We start from the raw sequence: 15,492 nt of genomic DNA on the forward strand, positions 1-15,492 counted from the left end.
CGCTTGAACAAATTGAAACGCATATCAGCCTCACTATCCACAACGAAGGTAATCCGATTTCTTCAGAAGCTCAATCAATCTTATTTCAACAATTTCGTCGAACCATCTCTGCTGAGGATCAAACAGGGTGGGGGTTAGGATTATTTTTAGCAAAGAGTATTATTGAGGCGCATCAGGGGACGATTGAAGTTGAAAGTGCCCAAGGCAAGGGGACAAGCTTTATCGTTAAGTTGCCTAAACTTTCCTATTAGAGGATGTTTTAAAAGTCGAAACCAGTCAAAAATTATGTCATTTCAGAATAACAATTGTTTATGCCAAGTGTATACAATTAACCCTGTATTTCAAGCAATCGAGCGTACTCGTTTTTGATGATGGAATAACATTCACAAGATGTATCTTCCAAGTCCGACCGATCCAAAATGGTAATATTTCCACGTTTGTAGCGAATCATTCCGGCTCGACTAAGGGTGCCGGCAGCCACTGTGACACCAGAGCGGCGACAGCCTAGCATCTGGGCAATAAATTCCTGAGTCAAAGGAAATGCATCTGATTGCACATGGTCAGAAACCATCAACAACCAACGTGCAAGTCGTTCTTCTACCGTATGCAGGCGGTTGCAGGCAGCAATTTGTGTGACTTGGGTGAACAACGCTTGAGTATAACGCAATAGCAAACTTTGAAGCTCTCCACCCCGGTTGAATTCGGCTTTTAGATGCTCTGCCTTCATCCGGGAGCTACCGCCTGCAACCTGTACAAACGCGGTTGTAGTTGTACTCTTGCCGCCCAAAATAACTGGAAGACCTACCATGCCATTATTGCTTACTATACCTGCTTCGACGGTGGAGCCATCTTCTTGATTACAAACCAAAGAAACTATCGCTTGATCCGGAAAATAGACGTGTGTTATGGGTTCACTAGCTTCGTAAAGAACTTGCTTAAGTTCAAGATTTACTCTTTCTAGGTGTGGAACTAAGCGTTGATACTCTGGATCAGGCAGGGTTAGGAGTAGCTTATTTGCTGTCGGTCGATGAGATTGCTTAGATACTGGCATTATTCCCCTATAGCGCATAATTGTGCCTAGAAAAGCAACGTTTTGGCACAACAGGTATTTAGGAAATAGCCCCATGTCAAAATGTAAATATCGAATGCATTGCAAACTTTAAAATTTACAAAGCGAGCGTCTGCTTATGCAGATACGAGATGCGATAAGTCTTTGCTTTATGTATTCTTCTATATTAGGCGCATCTCCCTAATTGTTCTGTGCGATTGCGTACCAATGAGCGTATATGTGCTTTGCAGTTATGATATTTGCAGATAACCTTTGTCAAAAGCCTATCTGTAAAAGCGAACGGCTAGTATTGTTCTGTCCGCCGGCTATTGAGTCAAAGATTCTTGTGCAGGGAGAAGGGAAAATCATTTTCCCTCTCCCTGCTCCCTGCTCCCTGCTCCCTGCTCCCTGCTCCCTGCTCCCTGCTCCCTGCTCCCTGCTCCCTGCTCCCTGCTCCCTGCTCCCTGCTCCCTGCTCCCTGCTCCCTGCTCCCTTTGTCGAGAACAGGCTGACTCGGTACACTAAGCAATCGAGCGTATTCGTCTTTAATCATGGAATAACATTCGCAAGACGTATCTTCCAAGCCTGAGCGATTCAAAATATTAATAGTGCCACGCTTGTAGCTAATCATTCCGGTTCGGCTGAGTCTATTTGCTGCCTCCGTAACCCCAGTGCGACGGCAGGCCAGCATTTTAGCAATATATTCCTGGGTCAGAAAGAATGTATCTGATTGCACGCGATCAGCAATGATGAGTAACCAACGTGCAAGCCGTCGTTCTATAGTGTGTAAGCTATTGCAGGCAAGTGTTTGTGTCACTTGGATAAGCAGGCGATGAGTGTAACGTAATAGTAAACCTTGAAGCTCTCCACTTCGGTTTAACTCGGCTATTAGCAACTGTGTCTTTATCATCACAGAACTGCCCCGAATCTGGACAAACGCAGTTGTATTTGTAGTGTTGCTGCCCAAAATGACGGTAACACCTACCATGCCGTCATTGCCCACTATGCCAGCTTCGACAGTCGAGCCATTTTTTTGGATACAAACTAAAGAAACTATTGACTGATGGGGAAAATAAACGTGTGTTATTGGTTCATTAGCTTTATAAAGAACTTGCCCAACTTCAAGTTCGACTTGCTCTAGATGAGGAGCTAGACGTTGGTACTGTGCCGTAGTCATAGCACCAAGTATTTGATTTTCTATTGGGAGATGAGGTTGCTTAAATACTGACATTGAGAACCTAGCGTAATTGCGTTGATTGAAGCAACATTAGAGCAGCTTGAGAGGAGCCAGCAACTAGTCTCAATATGTTAAAAGGTTGTTTTTTTATTTAGAAATTGTAAACTTCATAATTTACAACCGGAGCATCAAAGCATAGATTGATTAACGATGCGTTTAGGCTTGATGCAATACTTTTTTTATCATTACACATTTAATGTAACGTTGCATCTGTCCGTTTGTGTACATAGTTTCTTCTAGAACAGCGATTCAGTAATCGAAGAACAAAAGAAAAATCAGCCTAGAGTACAGAGGTATTTTTATTCCTGATAAGTGCCTAAACTTTATACAGCAATAACTTTTGCTGCTTTTTCGGATGGCATACCCTATTTAATCAGTTCTGTGCAAAATGTTCTCTCTCTTTCTTCTGCTAACATAAATAAATTATCTGGCATTGCTTAAAAATTGTTCAATTTATTTATACCAAGGAGTTCCAATATTTAATAGGTAAATATCTTTTAGCGTTATAAGTTTTAAAAGAGAGCAATTTTATACCGATTTTATTTGAAAGTTAATCAGCAGCATCGGTGAAAAATCCGGGCTACGAGTTATACAAAATTATATTTCATAGCTGTAGATTAGCTGTAGCTACTTTTAAGCAATAAAAAAGGGGAGAAGTTCCCTGTTAAAACTGGTTGCAATTTTTCCATTAAGACAAATTCTCCAACAAAGTCTCTAATGTCTTATAGCCCCATTTAAGCGTCATCAATCCGCAGATGATTACTAGTAACACACACCCTGTAATGCCTCTGGTTAAAGGTAATGAATACCCAAAATAGGTTGCGTACCAATACCAGTGCATTACAGCAATCACTAGTCCGATTACTGCGCCAGCACTAAAACGTTTAACCAACCTAATAACATTTTCTAGTTTTGATTCAGGTAGTACTGGTTCCATAAGAGAGAAAGCTTTGGCTATTGAATAATATTTAGTTTAATACCTTTTAAAAAATTATTTAATCATTAAACTCAACCGCCCACCTTTCGCCCCCTCAAGACATTCCACCGTCAGCCTGACCCCACCGCCGCCAACCCCAACCCCGTCAGCAACCGCCCCCGATAGAATTCCTGCTGTAACCCCGAAAGAATCGGCAGCACCCCAAGCTCCGACCAGTCCCTCAAATCCTCGCCGTGCAGAGATACTCGATAGTAGCCACAAGGCAGGCGATCGCAGACAGCAGGATATTCCTGCGCGAGTTGCTTGTATCTTCTTAATCCCGCCTGAACTCCATTTGCGCGAAGTGGTCTTGCAGTAGTTTGTGGATGAAGGGGTAGTGGCCGCCGACACGCTGGAGGAATAATCGCTCGGTGCAGTAATCAAGAAAGCGGGCGTAGTTCCAGGGGATATAGCCGTTGAAGTAGAGGATTAGACGGAGGGAGAAGTGTTGAATGCAACGCCAAATCACCATACACTAGCCATACAATCAGCCCTAAACTGAATCCTTCAATCAGTGCATTAATCCAATTTTGTCTGCGTTGACCGTCTCTGCTTTAATTAAACTTTCACCAAATTGTAAATTCCTGAAGTTATAAATCGCTTTGTCTGCAAAGATTTTAATCAATTGGGTTAAATTACCGCTTCAGAGAGGAGTGCAAAATACTCCTAAGTATAAAAAAAGCTTATTGTGATTTGAACTGAAAAATGAGATTTTAACTCATGATATGCTTCAGAAATGAGTATCCAGTTTATAGTTCACTTTTAATATTCGAGTTTTTTACTAATAATGATTATCGTGTAGGGGATAAAAAGACTGATAAAAGAGACGTTTGTATCAATCCTTCGGCTTGATTATCATTATTATTCAGCTACGATTTGAGTAGGCGATCGCTCTGTTGTTGGGCGATCGCTTGTTCAATGAAATATTTTATTTTTACTCAGATATCTACTAAAACAAAAATTTTGAACCATAACATGGGTATTTGAGCCCTATTTTGAATTGAAAGTTTAAGTCAGAACAATTTTGTCAGGGATTTTTTGTGCAAGTTTTGTGCAATTGTGTTTTTTCAACTCATTCTCTAGTTATGATTCAGAATTTCAACTCTCACTCATGATTTGATTCAAAGTTTTAATTTGTGATTAGCGCAAAAGCCTAAATTTTCGTTAACTCTTTTCTAATTTATGGATCAAAATTTTTCTCACATTATGATTCAAAGCATACTTATTAATCAAATGGTATTATTTATGGTTCTTCAGCACTTGTTATGCTAAATTGTTAACCAAAAAGATTTATTAAAGAAAATAATGCTGCCAGACACATCAACTACTCTACCTCCTGCCATCCCTCGATTGATGCCAATAGAATATTCACTAAAGGATGGTCGATTAATTCCTTGAATGCTTCTGTTCCCCCAGCTTTCAACGCACCTATCACCCGTGCTTTTAATGTTGGGTTACTTTCAATTTGCTTGAGCGCTTCTGTCACCGCTATCTGTTTTTCTAGTGGAGTATTAGTAGGGTATGTCTGCCCCAATTGATTGAGAAGCTGCTGAATATCTGCTGCGGCTTGCGCTAGGTTTTGACGCTGCTCAGGGTTATAGTTGGTGATGTTGCCGCCGATTTGTTGGGCGTTTACGGTATCGGCATTAACTAGACCGCCGCCGAATTGAGCGTTTTGTAAGTTAAAATTAGAGCTTTTATTACTCACCTTTTGCTGGTTGTTGTCACCTTGAACATTGTTTAAGTTGCCGCCAACTGAACCACCAACTGAAAATCCACCGGGATTGTTTGTCATAGTACCTACCTGTTCTACATTTGAATAAAAGCTGGGACGTTGTAGTGCCTGAGTAACAAAAATTTCTAAACTACGAATTCTGCTATCTTTTTCTTCTAGTAATAACTTAATTTCTCGCTCTGGCAAACTTTTTACATCATTGTAAGTGTCAAAATATTTTGTACTTAATTCAGACTTGTCAGCCGTAACTGCGGTTTTGGCACGAAGTAAAAACTTGTCCTGTCCCCGTTTCTCCATTGCCACAATTTCAAGTTCAGCATCAGGGTGATTCTCTGCCAGTTGCTTAAAGGAAATAGCGATCGCCCTTGGGTCAACTTCTTGGTTGTGGTAGAGGTCAAGGGTATCGAAGATTGGTTGAATAAAATCCCCAAACTCACCATCTGCAAACACTTCCTTATTGTTATCGGGTTTGCGGAGTGGGTCAGGATTTTCGTTCGTGGGCAGTCGCATATAAACGTATTCACAGCTCACCCCATCGAATTTGGTGTCGGTGGTAATGCCCCAATCTTGAATGTATGCCCCGGTGAGAGTAGCACCTGTGAAATCTGTGCCGTCAAGTTGTGTCTGTACTAATTTCGCTCTAGATAAATCTGCATCTTGTAAGTTGGCTTGGCTTAAGTCTGCACCAATAAAACTGGCATCTACTAAATTCGCCCCTTGAAAATTGACCCCGCGTAAGTCCTCACGGTCGAAGTTTTTTTCTGGTTTTTGACCTGTCACTAACACGCTTACCACTTGTGCTTTTTGCAGGTAAGTTGTGCCTGGGCGAACACGGTCAAGCATTTTGGTTTTTTGGAAACACGTGCGAGTTAAATTAGCTTTTGTAAAATCTGTACTTTTAAGTATGGCAGCAGTGAAATTGGCATCCGTTAAATCGGCATTCCGAAAGCTTGTACCACCAAAGGCTGCAAAAGCAACAGCGATGTTGCGAATAAGAGCGTATTTTTCATCTCCCTCCATTGCTCTCGAAGCAATGTAAGCACTAAATAAGGCTCCGGCTCCGGTTCCAAGAATGGTGATGGCTCCGGTTCCGGCAATGGCTCCGGCGATAGCAATGGTAATGACGATGGCGATAGCGATGACAATGGCTCCGGTTCCGGCAATGGCTCCGGCGATAGCAATGGCTCCAGCGAAGCCAAAAGCTCCAACTCCGGCTCCAACTCCGGCTCCGACTCCAGCTCCAACTCCGGCTCCGGCTCCGGCGATAGCAATGGCTCCGGCAATGGCTCCAGCAATAGCAATGGCTGAGTTGAATCCTTGGCGAAGGATAACTATAAAAACAATAATTACCACTATTAAGGCAGTCCAGCCCCTAACCTGATTTTCTGAACTTGAATTGTTAAAAATATGAGCTATTAAAGCTCCAGCAAAGGCTGACAAAAACCCTGAAACTCCAGACAGCAACCACGATACACAGACTAAAAAAATAGCCCAACGCTTTTGCAGCCCAGCAGTAGCATGACTAAAGTTTGCCCCTGTTAAGGTAGCACCAGTAAAATCTGCGCCTCGAATATCTGCGCCACTAAAATTTGCACCCTCAAAGTTTTGACCTTTAAAAGAACGACCTCTGAGATTTTGATCGGAGAAATCTTGGGGCATGGCTGGGTGCGGTATACAAATTTCTCATTTAGCTACAGATATACCACGAACAATTCCGGGATTTTAACGTTTTCAGGTAATTTTGCATGAAAATTGCCAGTTAAACTCGTACACTTTTACCTAAATCGGGTTTAGATTTATCCAATATGTTTGCTCTGTAAATGCTTGCCCTGGAAGCCTTTCGGCGGATAGAGTGAGATAGAGGCTGCCTCGCCCCTAATAGTGCCAGCGTAATACGAAGTGTAGATAGACATATAGAGAGCAAGCCTTGTTGGGTTTTCGATGAGAGTGATTGCTGGTCTACACTGGTTAATGATCCTAAATTGTTCTCTCCAAGTGCGGATCTGAAGTTGGCAAGTCCAAGTCTATTGCCTGAGTCACTTGTGCCGACACAAGGAATCCGCCACAGATGATGTTTAATTGTCGTCGATGGCAGTGGTACTTGGCGATAAGCTGACGCGCATCTAAATTTAATAATTTAGCGCCTGAACCCGTTTGCTGCCTTAGATTGCCCTGTAAAACTAGTAGTCTGCCAACCCAAAAATGTTAGGTGGAGGCAGGCGCTTGTGCAGGGGTACAGGGGTGCAGAGGAGAGTTCAATGTGCCTTGTTCCTTCCCCTCTGCCCCTCTGCTCTAGACCTCTGCCCTTGGAACTAACCACCTTTGCATTGTTTCCTTGGCGTACTCCTAGATGACGAACAGCTTATCTGTGTGGATTGGGATTTCTGGTTATTCTTCGCAAAGTCGTGATTGGGAGTAGGAGATATTTTGACAATTTGCTGGACTTGGAATTTGTCGAAATTAAGCAAAAGAGGCAAATTATCCAGCACTAATAAAAATTTGACAAGTTCATCAAAGGATTATTCATTGCAATCGCAGCTTACATTCTGTAAATTTTAAAGCTTAAGAGATATTCCTGTTAAATTTTCAGTTTCACAATATTTAGATTGTCTATTTTATAAAAAATTTATAATATTCACACGAATTCAGAGGTTTATGGCAAAATAGTGAATTTATAAAATGGAATATTAGGCTATTGTAGAAATCATTGATTTTTACGATTGGAGATAAAAAAGTTAGTTTGCCCATTTATAATGCTGACCAAAATTTTACTATTAGTAGAGGGTTAATGTTGAATTCACTTCTGACTTATGTTGGGATAACCGTTTATTTAGCATTTGCTTGGTCTTTGTTGAAGCAATGGTTATTTTTCTTGATAGATGATAAAGAAATGAGCCGAGAGCAGCACTTTTTATCTGGAATAATTTTAGTTTTAATAACTATTTTTTGGCCCATAGTAGTACCATTCGCTTATATAGAATTACTAAAGTTTCATCGCAAATATAATAAAGAGATTGATTTATTGAGAGATCAAAAAATTCTTTTCAAGGTATAAATTGACCATCTAATTATTGAAAACTTTGCAGTAAGTAATGTAGGGCTTTCAAATTTTTCTCAAATCATAATTATCAAAATGAAAACTAAACTAAAGATATCCCTGCTTGTATGGAATTTGTCTACTAATGATGGTTTCATTCGAGCATCTTTGTTAAAATCAGCGTTAGAAAAATTGGGTTATGAAACGGAAATATTAGGATTTTTATTTAACAAAAATCTCTCTGCTGCCATTCCATCTGATACGAAAGTTTTTGCTATAGAAGGTGCAAATTATCCGAAATTTTTTCAAGCAGCCAACAAAGTTTTAAAACATATTGATGGAGATATAATTTATGCAATTAAACCACAGATAGCGAGTTTTGGAGTCGCATTGTTAAAAAGCTTGTATAGCAGAAAACCAGTGATTTTAGACATAGATGATTGGGAACTTAGCTGGCATGGTGGTGACAACTGGCGTTATTGTCCGACACTGAAACAATTAGCTAGGGATTTATTGAAATCAGATGGCGCACTCAGGAACCCATATCATCCTTTGTACGTTAAATGGATGGAAGGTTTGGTAAATTATGCGGATGCTGTGACGGTGCATACTAAATTTTTGCAGCAGCGTTTTGGTGGTATGTTGGTTCCTAATGGCAAGGATACCTCCTTATTTGATCCGGCTCGATGTAATCCTGATTCCAGTAGAAGTCGCTATAATTTATCTGAATACCGAATTTTAATGTTTCCTGGCGCACCTAGACCTTATAAAGGTTTAGAAGATGTTCTCATAGCGCTAGATAAAATTAATCAGCCAGACTTAAAATTAGTGATTATTGGTGGCAGTCCTTATGATGATTACGATCAGCAACTTCAACAACGTTGGGGACGCTGGATTATAAAACTACCAAAGTATCCAGTTGATGCCATGCCGGATCTAGTAGCTGCTGCTCACATTGTTGTCGTTCCCCAGCGAGATACTCCAGAAACTCGCGCTCAATTCCCTTTGAAGTTGACTGATGGAATGGCAATGGCTAAACCTGTATTATCTACACGTGTTGGAGATATTCCCGAAATTCTAGGTGATACTGGTTATTTAGTTGAGCCTTCTTGTCCTGAACAAATTGTTAAACAAATTCGATTGATTTTTCAAAATTTAGAGTCAGCAAACCAGCGAGGTATTAAAGCCAGGCAAAGATGTGTAGAAAAATATAGTATAGAGGTTATGGCTTCTAAACTCGCACCGCTAATTACTAGTCTCCAGGCTCCAGGTTGATAGCTAAGGCACAAGACACGAATAAATCAGCCCAGCCCCTACGGGCTTGGTGCAGTCGCTCATGGGGGAAACCCCCAGACGCTCGATGACTCGCTAACGCTGCGCTATCGCCCTTGGCGTCTCCCCTTGGGAGAAGACCGCGCTGCTTCACCGTATCAATAATATTTTTGGCAAAACCGAGATATCTAGGCGATGAAAGCCCTCAAGGCGAAAGCGACGGCTGGGCTGATTTATTTATTGGATCTCCCAAAAGCGTAAATGGTTCTCTTTTGAAGATTTCATATCCGCTCCCCAACGGTTTTGATAAGTAAGGTTAGTTTCGCAGGGGTTTTTTGCTGGAGTGGAGACGAGCAATGGCTTAAGCTTCTATCCTGGAATTAGAATGCACTGAAATTGACCGATGATAAATGTCAATCCAGAACGAAGCGTTGCATATACTTGGGGTTCTACACCCGAAGAGCGATTGATGTCTTTCCCTTGCGATCGCTACATGTCTAATGCTGACGAAGCATATTTTCGAGCGATTGATGTGCAAGCACCAGCGCCAGTTTTATTTCGATGGTTATGCCAACTGAAGGTAGGCTCTTACAGTTATGATTGGCTTGACCACCTAGAACGCATATTTTTTCAGGTAGCTGACTCAATTCCTGCTCATCCCAGTTCAGAGCAACTGCTGCCAGGTGTAGAAAATTTGGTAGTGGGTCAAAAATTTATGGGCATTTTTCAACTGGTTGAATTTGAAGCAAATCGGCATCTCACAATAGTCACAGATAATGAGCAAGCCATTTCTATTTTTGGTGATATTGCTGCTAGCTATGTAATTTTTCCAGTAATGTCAGATGCTTGTCGCCTTGTGCTTAAAGGTAATATTCGTTACCCCAGAAATTGCTTTTGGTCATGGATACGCTATGTATTGCCGTGGGGAGACTTATTAATGATGCGTCAGCAGTTTTTGAGATTAAAGCATTTAGCCGAACGCCCAGTTTGATTAATTTGCTGTACAGCCTGGGCGATCGCCCCGCAAGAAGTGAAGGTAGATAATCCCTGTCTCGAAATTATTGCTCAAAGGGAATCCTAGCTTTTTTTGGTTCAAAAAAGAGAGTCTTGCAAATTGTGACTCAAACTCATCTTTCCTTTTTAAATGTTAATACGTCTTAAAAAGTATAAATAAATTTATACTACTGGGAAAATGATTTAGCGTAGGCGTAGCCCGCCGTAGGCATCGCTTGTTTTTTACTGGATCTGACAAAACCGCATAGCTCCCGGTTATAACCTAGAACAACATGCAGATACTCGTGTGGTGGATGTGCATATCTCACGTTTGCGCTTGAAATTAGAAGATGACCCGGAAAATCTAGAATATATACTTACAGCAAGAGCAAGTGGTTACTTTTTTCAACGAATTGCTCAACTAGAGCATTAATCATGAAACCGCCAAATGTCACTCATCACACCCGCAACAGCAGTAAATGTCCCAAGTTAAAGTTGATACAGTGGTTTGTGTCAACAGCAGTATCCTAATGGTTTTTTACACGCCAGGGCATTGCTGGGAATTCCGTATCATCAGCCGCACAGGTGGGATATTCGGGGAACAAAAGATTTTTTACACGGCGGAGGCAGCACTGAGAACTGGGTTAGAGTAGTTGCGGGATGAACGGTGATGAGTGCGTATATGCGATCGCCTTCCTTGTCCCTTGCCACAACCACCCCTCGACAGCCTACGATTGCCAGCCTGGAATAATTGCAAATATTATTTTACACTATTAGTTAACGGTTTCTGATTGTGTGGTGTGCCAATTAGAAGCCAGAGAGCGGATTTTTTGAAGTTCCGATGGAGAGAGGCGCTCCAAGTTACGCAGTATTTGAGTCATACGTGGTTGCTCTTTTAGCAAGTCGTAATGACGAGCCAGAAAGTCCCAATAAAAAAAGTTGAAAGGACAAGCATTTTCAGTGGTGCGTTCACGAGGATTATAAGTACAATTTTTACAATAGTCGCTCATGTTGTTGATGTAGTTAGCAGAAGCAGCATAAGGCTTAGATGCAATCATTCCACCATCAGCAAACTGCCCCATGCCAATGACATTAGTCTGCATCACCCAATCGTAGCCATCAATAAAAGCAGCATGAAACCAGTCTTTAAGTTCTTGGGGGGAGATACCTGCTATCATTGCAAAGTTGTTCAACACCATCAACCGTTGAATATGATGAGCATAACCTATTTGTTTAACCTGAGTTAGAATTTGGTGCAGACAATTCATCTTTGTATCGCCAGTCCAATAAAAAGCAGGCAGTGGATGAGTGTGGTTAAACCAGTTACGTTCCGAATAGTCATCATCTAGGTAAACATAAACACCGTGCATATACTCTCGCCAGCCAAGCACCTGACGGATAAAGCCTTCAATACTGTTTAGCTCCCAGTCGCTGCTGTTGTCTAAATATGCAAGCTGTGCCGCCTGAACAACTTCCAAGGGATGAAGCAATCCAATATTGAGATAGGGAGAAAGCATCGCGTGCCACATTGTCTGTTCGCCAGTCACCATCGCGTCCTGGTATGGCCCGAATGAAGACAAACGTGTTTCGATAAAAAACTTCATTACTTGTAGTGCTTGCTGTCGCGTTACACCCCAGCAGAAGGGTTCAAGGAGCCAGTAACTTTGATTGTCTTGGAATGCCTCAGATTGCTTAATGAAGTCAATTACATCTTGTGTAATTGAGTCTGGTTCAAACCATAAAGCTTCGGGTAAGGTCAGTTTGCCTTTTGGTGGTTTGCGATTTTGTTTGTCAAAGTTCCATCGACCACCAACAGGTTGGTTGCCGGACATAAGAATGTTGAACCGCTTTCGTCCCTGGCGGTAAAAGTCCTCCATGATTAGGCGTTTGCGTCCACTTGCCCAGTCAATGAACTCCTGATCACTCCAGATAAAACGGTTATTTGGTGTAAAAGTGACTTGAATTGTCAAGTTTAACTTTTGAATTAATGTAGCAAAAGGGCGATCTGTTGGAGTCATCACCCGCAGTTCGGTAATTTGGTATTGTTCAATCCATTGGAGTAAAGGTGTATTGAAATCTTGGCTTTGAGCGTATGTTACTGGGAAGCCAAGCGATCGCAATTCGGCAGCAAAGTGACGCATGGCTGACCAGACCAATACCAGTTTTTGCAAATGGTAAGGAAGTTGCCCTGCATGAGTTAGAGATTCAATAAAAATTACGGGAGTCTGTTGCTTTTGTTGCAAGCAACTTTGCAGTGCTGATTGCTGTGACCAAAGTTGATCTCCGAGAACCCAAACACCAATGGTCATCCTCTTGCTCCCTCTCATACCGTGCGTTGGCAACGTGACGACAAAATGCTATTCAATCAAGTGTAACGTTATTGTTACAAGAACTTTCTCAATGAAAAAGCTGATAAAAGCTCAAAAGCACTAGTGCTAATGTACTATTGTGGTGAGAAATTTCTCAAATATCCAGATTGAATCACAAATTTACCAGAGAATAGTCGTTCTCGCCGCTTGGTAGAAATAGTAATACTTCAACAACAATGCAGACGAGGAAGATAATTCACGTTGATATGGATGCTTTTTACGCATCGGTGGAACAGAGGGACAACCCTAGCTACCGAGGCAAACCGTTAGTCGTCGGTGGCAGTCCCAATCAGCGAGGCGTAGTTGCAGCAGCTAGTTATGAAGCTCGTAAGTTTGGGATTTATTCCGCGATGCCGTCAGTAACAGCAATTGCAAAATGCCCCGGACTGATATTTGTCAGACCAAGATTCGACGTTTACCGAGAGATTTCCACTTCAATCCACGCCATATTCAAACGCTACAGTGATTTAGTGGAAGGGGTTGCGCTAGATGAAGCATACCTTGACGTTACTGAGAATAGGCAAAACATCCCCTACGCTTCTACTATCGCAAGACATATTAAAACTGCGATTTTCCAGGAAACTCAGTTGACAGCAACCGCAGGCGTGTCGATTAACAAGTTTCTTGCAAAAATGGCATCAGGGCAGAATAAGCCGAATGGACTAACGGTGATTTTACCGGAGGATGCGATCGCCTTTGTAGAACAGCTAGCAATTGAAAAATTCCACGGGATAGGAGAAGTTACGGCGGCGAAAATGCACTCACTCGGCATTCACACTGGTGCAGAATTGAAAGAGCGATCGCTGACTGAGTTAACACACCATTTTGGTAAAGCAGGTAATTATTACTATAAGATTGCCAGAGCAGAAGATGATCGCCTAGTTGAAGCAAATCGAGTTCGTAAATCAGTTGGTGCAGAAACCTCGTTTGCACAAGACTTAAGCGATATCAGCCAGATGTTGCAAGAACTTGAACAGATTGCCCAAATTGTCGAGCAACGCCTAGAGCAGCACGAAACGCGAGGCCGCACATTAACATTGAAAGTTAAATTCTCTGACTATCAGCAGTTAACCCGCAGTAAAACAATGCTTGCTCCCATCAGTGAACTATCTACGATTTTCGAGATAGCCAAAGCATTGTTTGAGTCGATTGATCTGGAGAATCGGAGCATTAGGTTGTTGGGCATTTCCTTGTCCAATTTGGATAACGCCAAACAAACCCAAGTAATTCAATTGCCATTATTTCAGAATGGGAATATCATATTTTAGCGCAGGTGTAAGCCCCACTTCTAAAAAGCTCAGTTACCGTTATAAGCGTTTCACAAGCTCATCAATGATTGCAATTGTGTGTCTGAATTATCTCCCAATTCTTGTTGTAATTGGGATAGTTGGTTTTCTAACGCTTCAGCAGTATGAATGAGATTCGACTCTTGGGCTATTTTTAGCTGGGTTTCTTTAATAGAGATTTTTCTCACTAGTTCATTCACTGCATCGACTGAATCATCATTTTCAGTAATCATGGCTTCATCACGAATATCCGTTTTTAGCAGGAATAATTGCTACAAAGCTTGCTATGTATGAATAAAAATTAGCTACATTTTTCATTTTACACAAGTATATTAAAAAATATATTTCCTTTCAAAACTTGCTTGAGTGATACCAATGCAGACACAGGTGTTAGAACTAGAAAAAATCGCTGACAAAATTAGAAAACTATTCGCACTTAGCCAATCTCCCAACGAAGCAGAGGCAAGCGCCGCCGCAGCTAAAGCCCAGGAAATGCTAACCCGGCACAATTTATCGATCGCCTCACTCCAAGATTGGACACCTCAACCACTAGAAGAAGAAGTCATTCGCCAGTTTAAACGCATGATATCATGGAAATTTATTTTACTAAGTGGTGTTTGTTGGGGAAATTATTGCTCTGCTATCACCAGACACTACCATAGCGGGTCTAAAATGATTATCTTAGGGCGAAAAGTGAATATCGTCTCTACTCAGATTCAGTTTGAGTATCTTGAACAAACTATTGAACGACTGGCAAAACAAGCCGTAGGCAATCGCGCTTTTAGAAATGCTTTTAAGTTAGGTGCTGCTAATAGACTTGTAAGTAGGATTCTTGAGAATCGTGATCAACAGAAAAATCAAGGGATTGCTGGAACTACTGAATCAGTTGCAGTACCCGCCATTATCGTGCAAGCGCTCTATGAAAAGCTGGAATCTGAGTTAGAAGCATATCTAAATAATGTAAAAGTTAAACAAATGGCGTTACCATCGTGTGGTTCAAAAGACGGATATTTCTCTGGTATATCTGCGGCTGATTCTGTCTCTCTTAATCGCCAAGTTAATAGCAGTCAACAGCACTATCTACCAGGTTAATTAAAGCGTGTCAGAAGATAGCGGCAGTGATGAGAGTAGATTAACGAGTGATTGACCTCATCCAGTGCTTCATGCGATCGCTTTCCGCAAAGTTTGCAGTACTTGTATAGAGGTATAAAGAGTTATCAAAGTATAAGCTAAGTACTACTGAAAGGTAATAGTAGTAAATTTATATACTCTATTGATGTAAATAACTCGGTAGAGTATTTTTGTGAAAGTGCGTCTAATGTAAGCGATCGCTTCTTTCCTGCCCAAGTAACAACCGCACCTCCACAGCCTACGATTGCTCCTTGGGGTAATGGTGGATTTATGTTTATTTAACTAAATTTTGATAACCATTGGTTAACACGCATTCAGCTAAGGGTGTTGTATTGGGCTTGGTTTATTGCGTCTAATCCCAATACGGTTCGGATAAGCTCTTGAGGCTCCCTTGGTCTGACATAGTTT

At 41.4% G+C, this 15,492-nt stretch carries 14 protein-coding genes and 1 pseudogene; 8 read left to right on the plus strand and 7 right to left on the minus strand.

Annotated features, from left to right (window positions below; genetic code table 11):
• On the plus strand, positions 1-251 hold a 251-nt coding region (locus tag IQ274_RS34640), incomplete at its 5' end, for a sensor histidine kinase (protein WP_194145024.1).
• Positions 252-328: 77 nt separating this feature from the next.
• Here IQ274_RS34640 and IQ274_RS34645 read toward each other — a convergent pair.
• The 5 genes from IQ274_RS34645 to IQ274_RS34665 all read right to left on the minus strand — a co-directional run bounded on the left by IQ274_RS34645 (position 329) and on the right by IQ274_RS34665 (position 6,655).
• Positions 329-1,051 (minus strand): Crp/Fnr family transcriptional regulator, encoded by a 723-nt coding sequence (locus IQ274_RS34645; RefSeq protein WP_194145025.1) that lies wholly within the window; start codon positions 1,049-1,051, stop codon positions 329-331.
• A 331-nt stretch (positions 1,052-1,382) separates the two neighbouring features.
• The gene (locus IQ274_RS34650) at positions 1,383-2,279 is read right to left on the minus strand and encodes a Crp/Fnr family transcriptional regulator (protein ID WP_194145026.1); all 897 of its coding nucleotides are present in this window, start codon (positions 2,277-2,279) and stop codon (positions 1,383-1,385) included.
• Positions 2,280-2,973: 694 nt separating this feature from the next.
• Positions 2,974-3,222, minus strand: coding sequence for a hypothetical protein (locus tag IQ274_RS34655; RefSeq protein WP_228058595.1), 249 nt, complete (start codon positions 3,220-3,222; stop codon positions 2,974-2,976).
• 54 nt (positions 3,223-3,276) lie between these two features.
• On the minus strand, positions 3,277-3,645 hold the full coding sequence (locus IQ274_RS34660) for a hypothetical protein (protein WP_194145027.1): 369 nt from the start codon (positions 3,643-3,645) through the stop codon (positions 3,277-3,279).
• A 940-nt stretch (positions 3,646-4,585) separates the two neighbouring features.
• Complete coding sequence (locus tag IQ274_RS34665; RefSeq protein ID WP_194145028.1) at positions 4,586-6,655, minus strand: pentapeptide repeat-containing protein; 2,070 nt, start codon at positions 6,653-6,655, stop codon at positions 4,586-4,588.
• A 1,048-nt stretch (positions 6,656-7,703) separates the two neighbouring features.
• On the opposite strand from IQ274_RS34665, the gene IQ274_RS34670 reads away from it, so the two are divergent.
• The 5 genes and pseudogenes from IQ274_RS34670 (at position 7,704) to IQ274_RS34690 (ending at position 10,951) form a co-directional block, all read left to right on the plus strand.
• Complete coding sequence (locus IQ274_RS34670; protein ID WP_228058596.1) at positions 7,704-8,051, plus strand: hypothetical protein; 348 nt, start codon at positions 7,704-7,706, stop codon at positions 8,049-8,051.
• A 78-nt stretch (positions 8,052-8,129) separates the two neighbouring features.
• Positions 8,130-9,308: a glycosyltransferase family 4 protein gene (locus IQ274_RS34675; RefSeq protein WP_194145029.1), complete on the plus strand. Its 1,179-nt coding sequence runs from the start codon at positions 8,130-8,132 to the stop codon at positions 9,306-9,308.
• A 400-nt stretch (positions 9,309-9,708) separates the two neighbouring features.
• Positions 9,709-10,296, plus strand: a complete 588-nt coding sequence (locus IQ274_RS34680) for a hypothetical protein (protein ID WP_194145030.1) — start codon at positions 9,709-9,711, stop codon at positions 10,294-10,296.
• A gap of 276 nt (positions 10,297-10,572) precedes the next feature.
• Positions 10,573-10,731, plus strand: a pseudogene (locus IQ274_RS34685) (winged helix-turn-helix domain-containing protein); the annotation flags it as partial.
• A gap of 46 nt (positions 10,732-10,777) precedes the next feature.
• Entirely contained in the window at positions 10,778-10,951 is a 174-nt protein-coding gene (locus IQ274_RS34690) for a hypothetical protein (protein WP_194145031.1), read from the plus strand.
• A 120-nt stretch (positions 10,952-11,071) separates the two neighbouring features.
• On the opposite strand, the gene IQ274_RS34695 is transcribed toward IQ274_RS34690, so the two are convergent.
• On the minus strand, positions 11,072-12,607 hold the full coding sequence (locus IQ274_RS34695) for a cryptochrome/photolyase family protein (RefSeq protein ID WP_194145032.1): 1,536 nt from the start codon (positions 12,605-12,607) through the stop codon (positions 11,072-11,074).
• Positions 12,608-12,843: 236 nt separating this feature from the next.
• On the opposite strand from IQ274_RS34695, the gene dinB reads away from it, so the two are divergent.
• Positions 12,844-13,935: a DNA polymerase IV gene (gene dinB / locus IQ274_RS34700; protein WP_194145033.1), complete on the plus strand. Its 1,092-nt coding sequence runs from the start codon at positions 12,844-12,846 to the stop codon at positions 13,933-13,935.
• A 50-nt stretch (positions 13,936-13,985) separates the two neighbouring features.
• Here the strand turns inward: dinB and IQ274_RS34705 are convergent, their stop codons facing one another.
• Positions 13,986-14,186: a hypothetical protein gene (locus tag IQ274_RS34705; protein WP_094333315.1), complete on the minus strand. Its 201-nt coding sequence runs from the start codon at positions 14,184-14,186 to the stop codon at positions 13,986-13,988.
• A 142-nt stretch (positions 14,187-14,328) separates the two neighbouring features.
• On the opposite strand from IQ274_RS34705, the gene IQ274_RS34710 reads away from it, so the two are divergent.
• Positions 14,329-15,045 carry a DUF2786 domain-containing protein gene (locus tag IQ274_RS34710; protein ID WP_194145034.1) on the plus strand — a complete coding sequence of 239 codons (717 nt, stop codon included), beginning with the start codon at positions 14,329-14,331 and terminating at the stop codon, positions 15,043-15,045.
• Positions 15,046-15,492 lie beyond the last annotated feature (447 nt).

The organism is Nostoc sp. LEGE 12447 (genome assembly GCF_015206985.1).
Classification (GTDB): domain Bacteria; phylum Cyanobacteriota; class Cyanobacteriia; order Cyanobacteriales; family Nostocaceae; genus Nostoc.

Excerpts from the sequence above, each read along its gene's own strand:
- dinB (WP_194145033.1), top strand. The coding sequence starts at position 12,844 with ATGCAGACGAGGAAGATAATTCACGTTGATATGGATGCTTTTTACGCA.
- IQ274_RS34705 (WP_094333315.1), bottom strand. The coding sequence starts at position 14,186 with ATGATTACTGAAAATGATGATTCAGTCGATGCAGTGAATGAACTAGTG.
- IQ274_RS34665 (WP_194145028.1), bottom strand. The coding sequence starts at position 6,655 with ATGCCCCAAGATTTCTCCGATCAAAATCTCAGAGGTCGTTCTTTTAAA.
- IQ274_RS34695 (WP_194145032.1), bottom strand. The coding sequence starts at position 12,607 with ATGACCATTGGTGTTTGGGTTCTCGGAGATCAACTTTGGTCACAGCAA.
- IQ274_RS34675 (WP_194145029.1), top strand. The coding sequence starts at position 8,130 with ATGAAAACTAAACTAAAGATATCCCTGCTTGTATGGAATTTGTCTACT.
- IQ274_RS34680 (WP_194145030.1), top strand. The coding sequence starts at position 9,709 with ATGATAAATGTCAATCCAGAACGAAGCGTTGCATATACTTGGGGTTCT.
- IQ274_RS34650 (WP_194145026.1), bottom strand. The coding sequence starts at position 2,279 with ATGTCAGTATTTAAGCAACCTCATCTCCCAATAGAAAATCAAATACTT.
- IQ274_RS34710 (WP_194145034.1), top strand. The coding sequence starts at position 14,329 with ATGCAGACACAGGTGTTAGAACTAGAAAAAATCGCTGACAAAATTAGA.
- IQ274_RS34690 (WP_194145031.1), top strand. The coding sequence starts at position 10,778 with ATGTCCCAAGTTAAAGTTGATACAGTGGTTTGTGTCAACAGCAGTATC.
- IQ274_RS34645 (WP_194145025.1), bottom strand. The coding sequence starts at position 1,051 with ATGCCAGTATCTAAGCAATCTCATCGACCGACAGCAAATAAGCTACTC.
- IQ274_RS34655 (WP_228058595.1), bottom strand. The coding sequence starts at position 3,222 with ATGGAACCAGTACTACCTGAATCAAAACTAGAAAATGTTATTAGGTTG.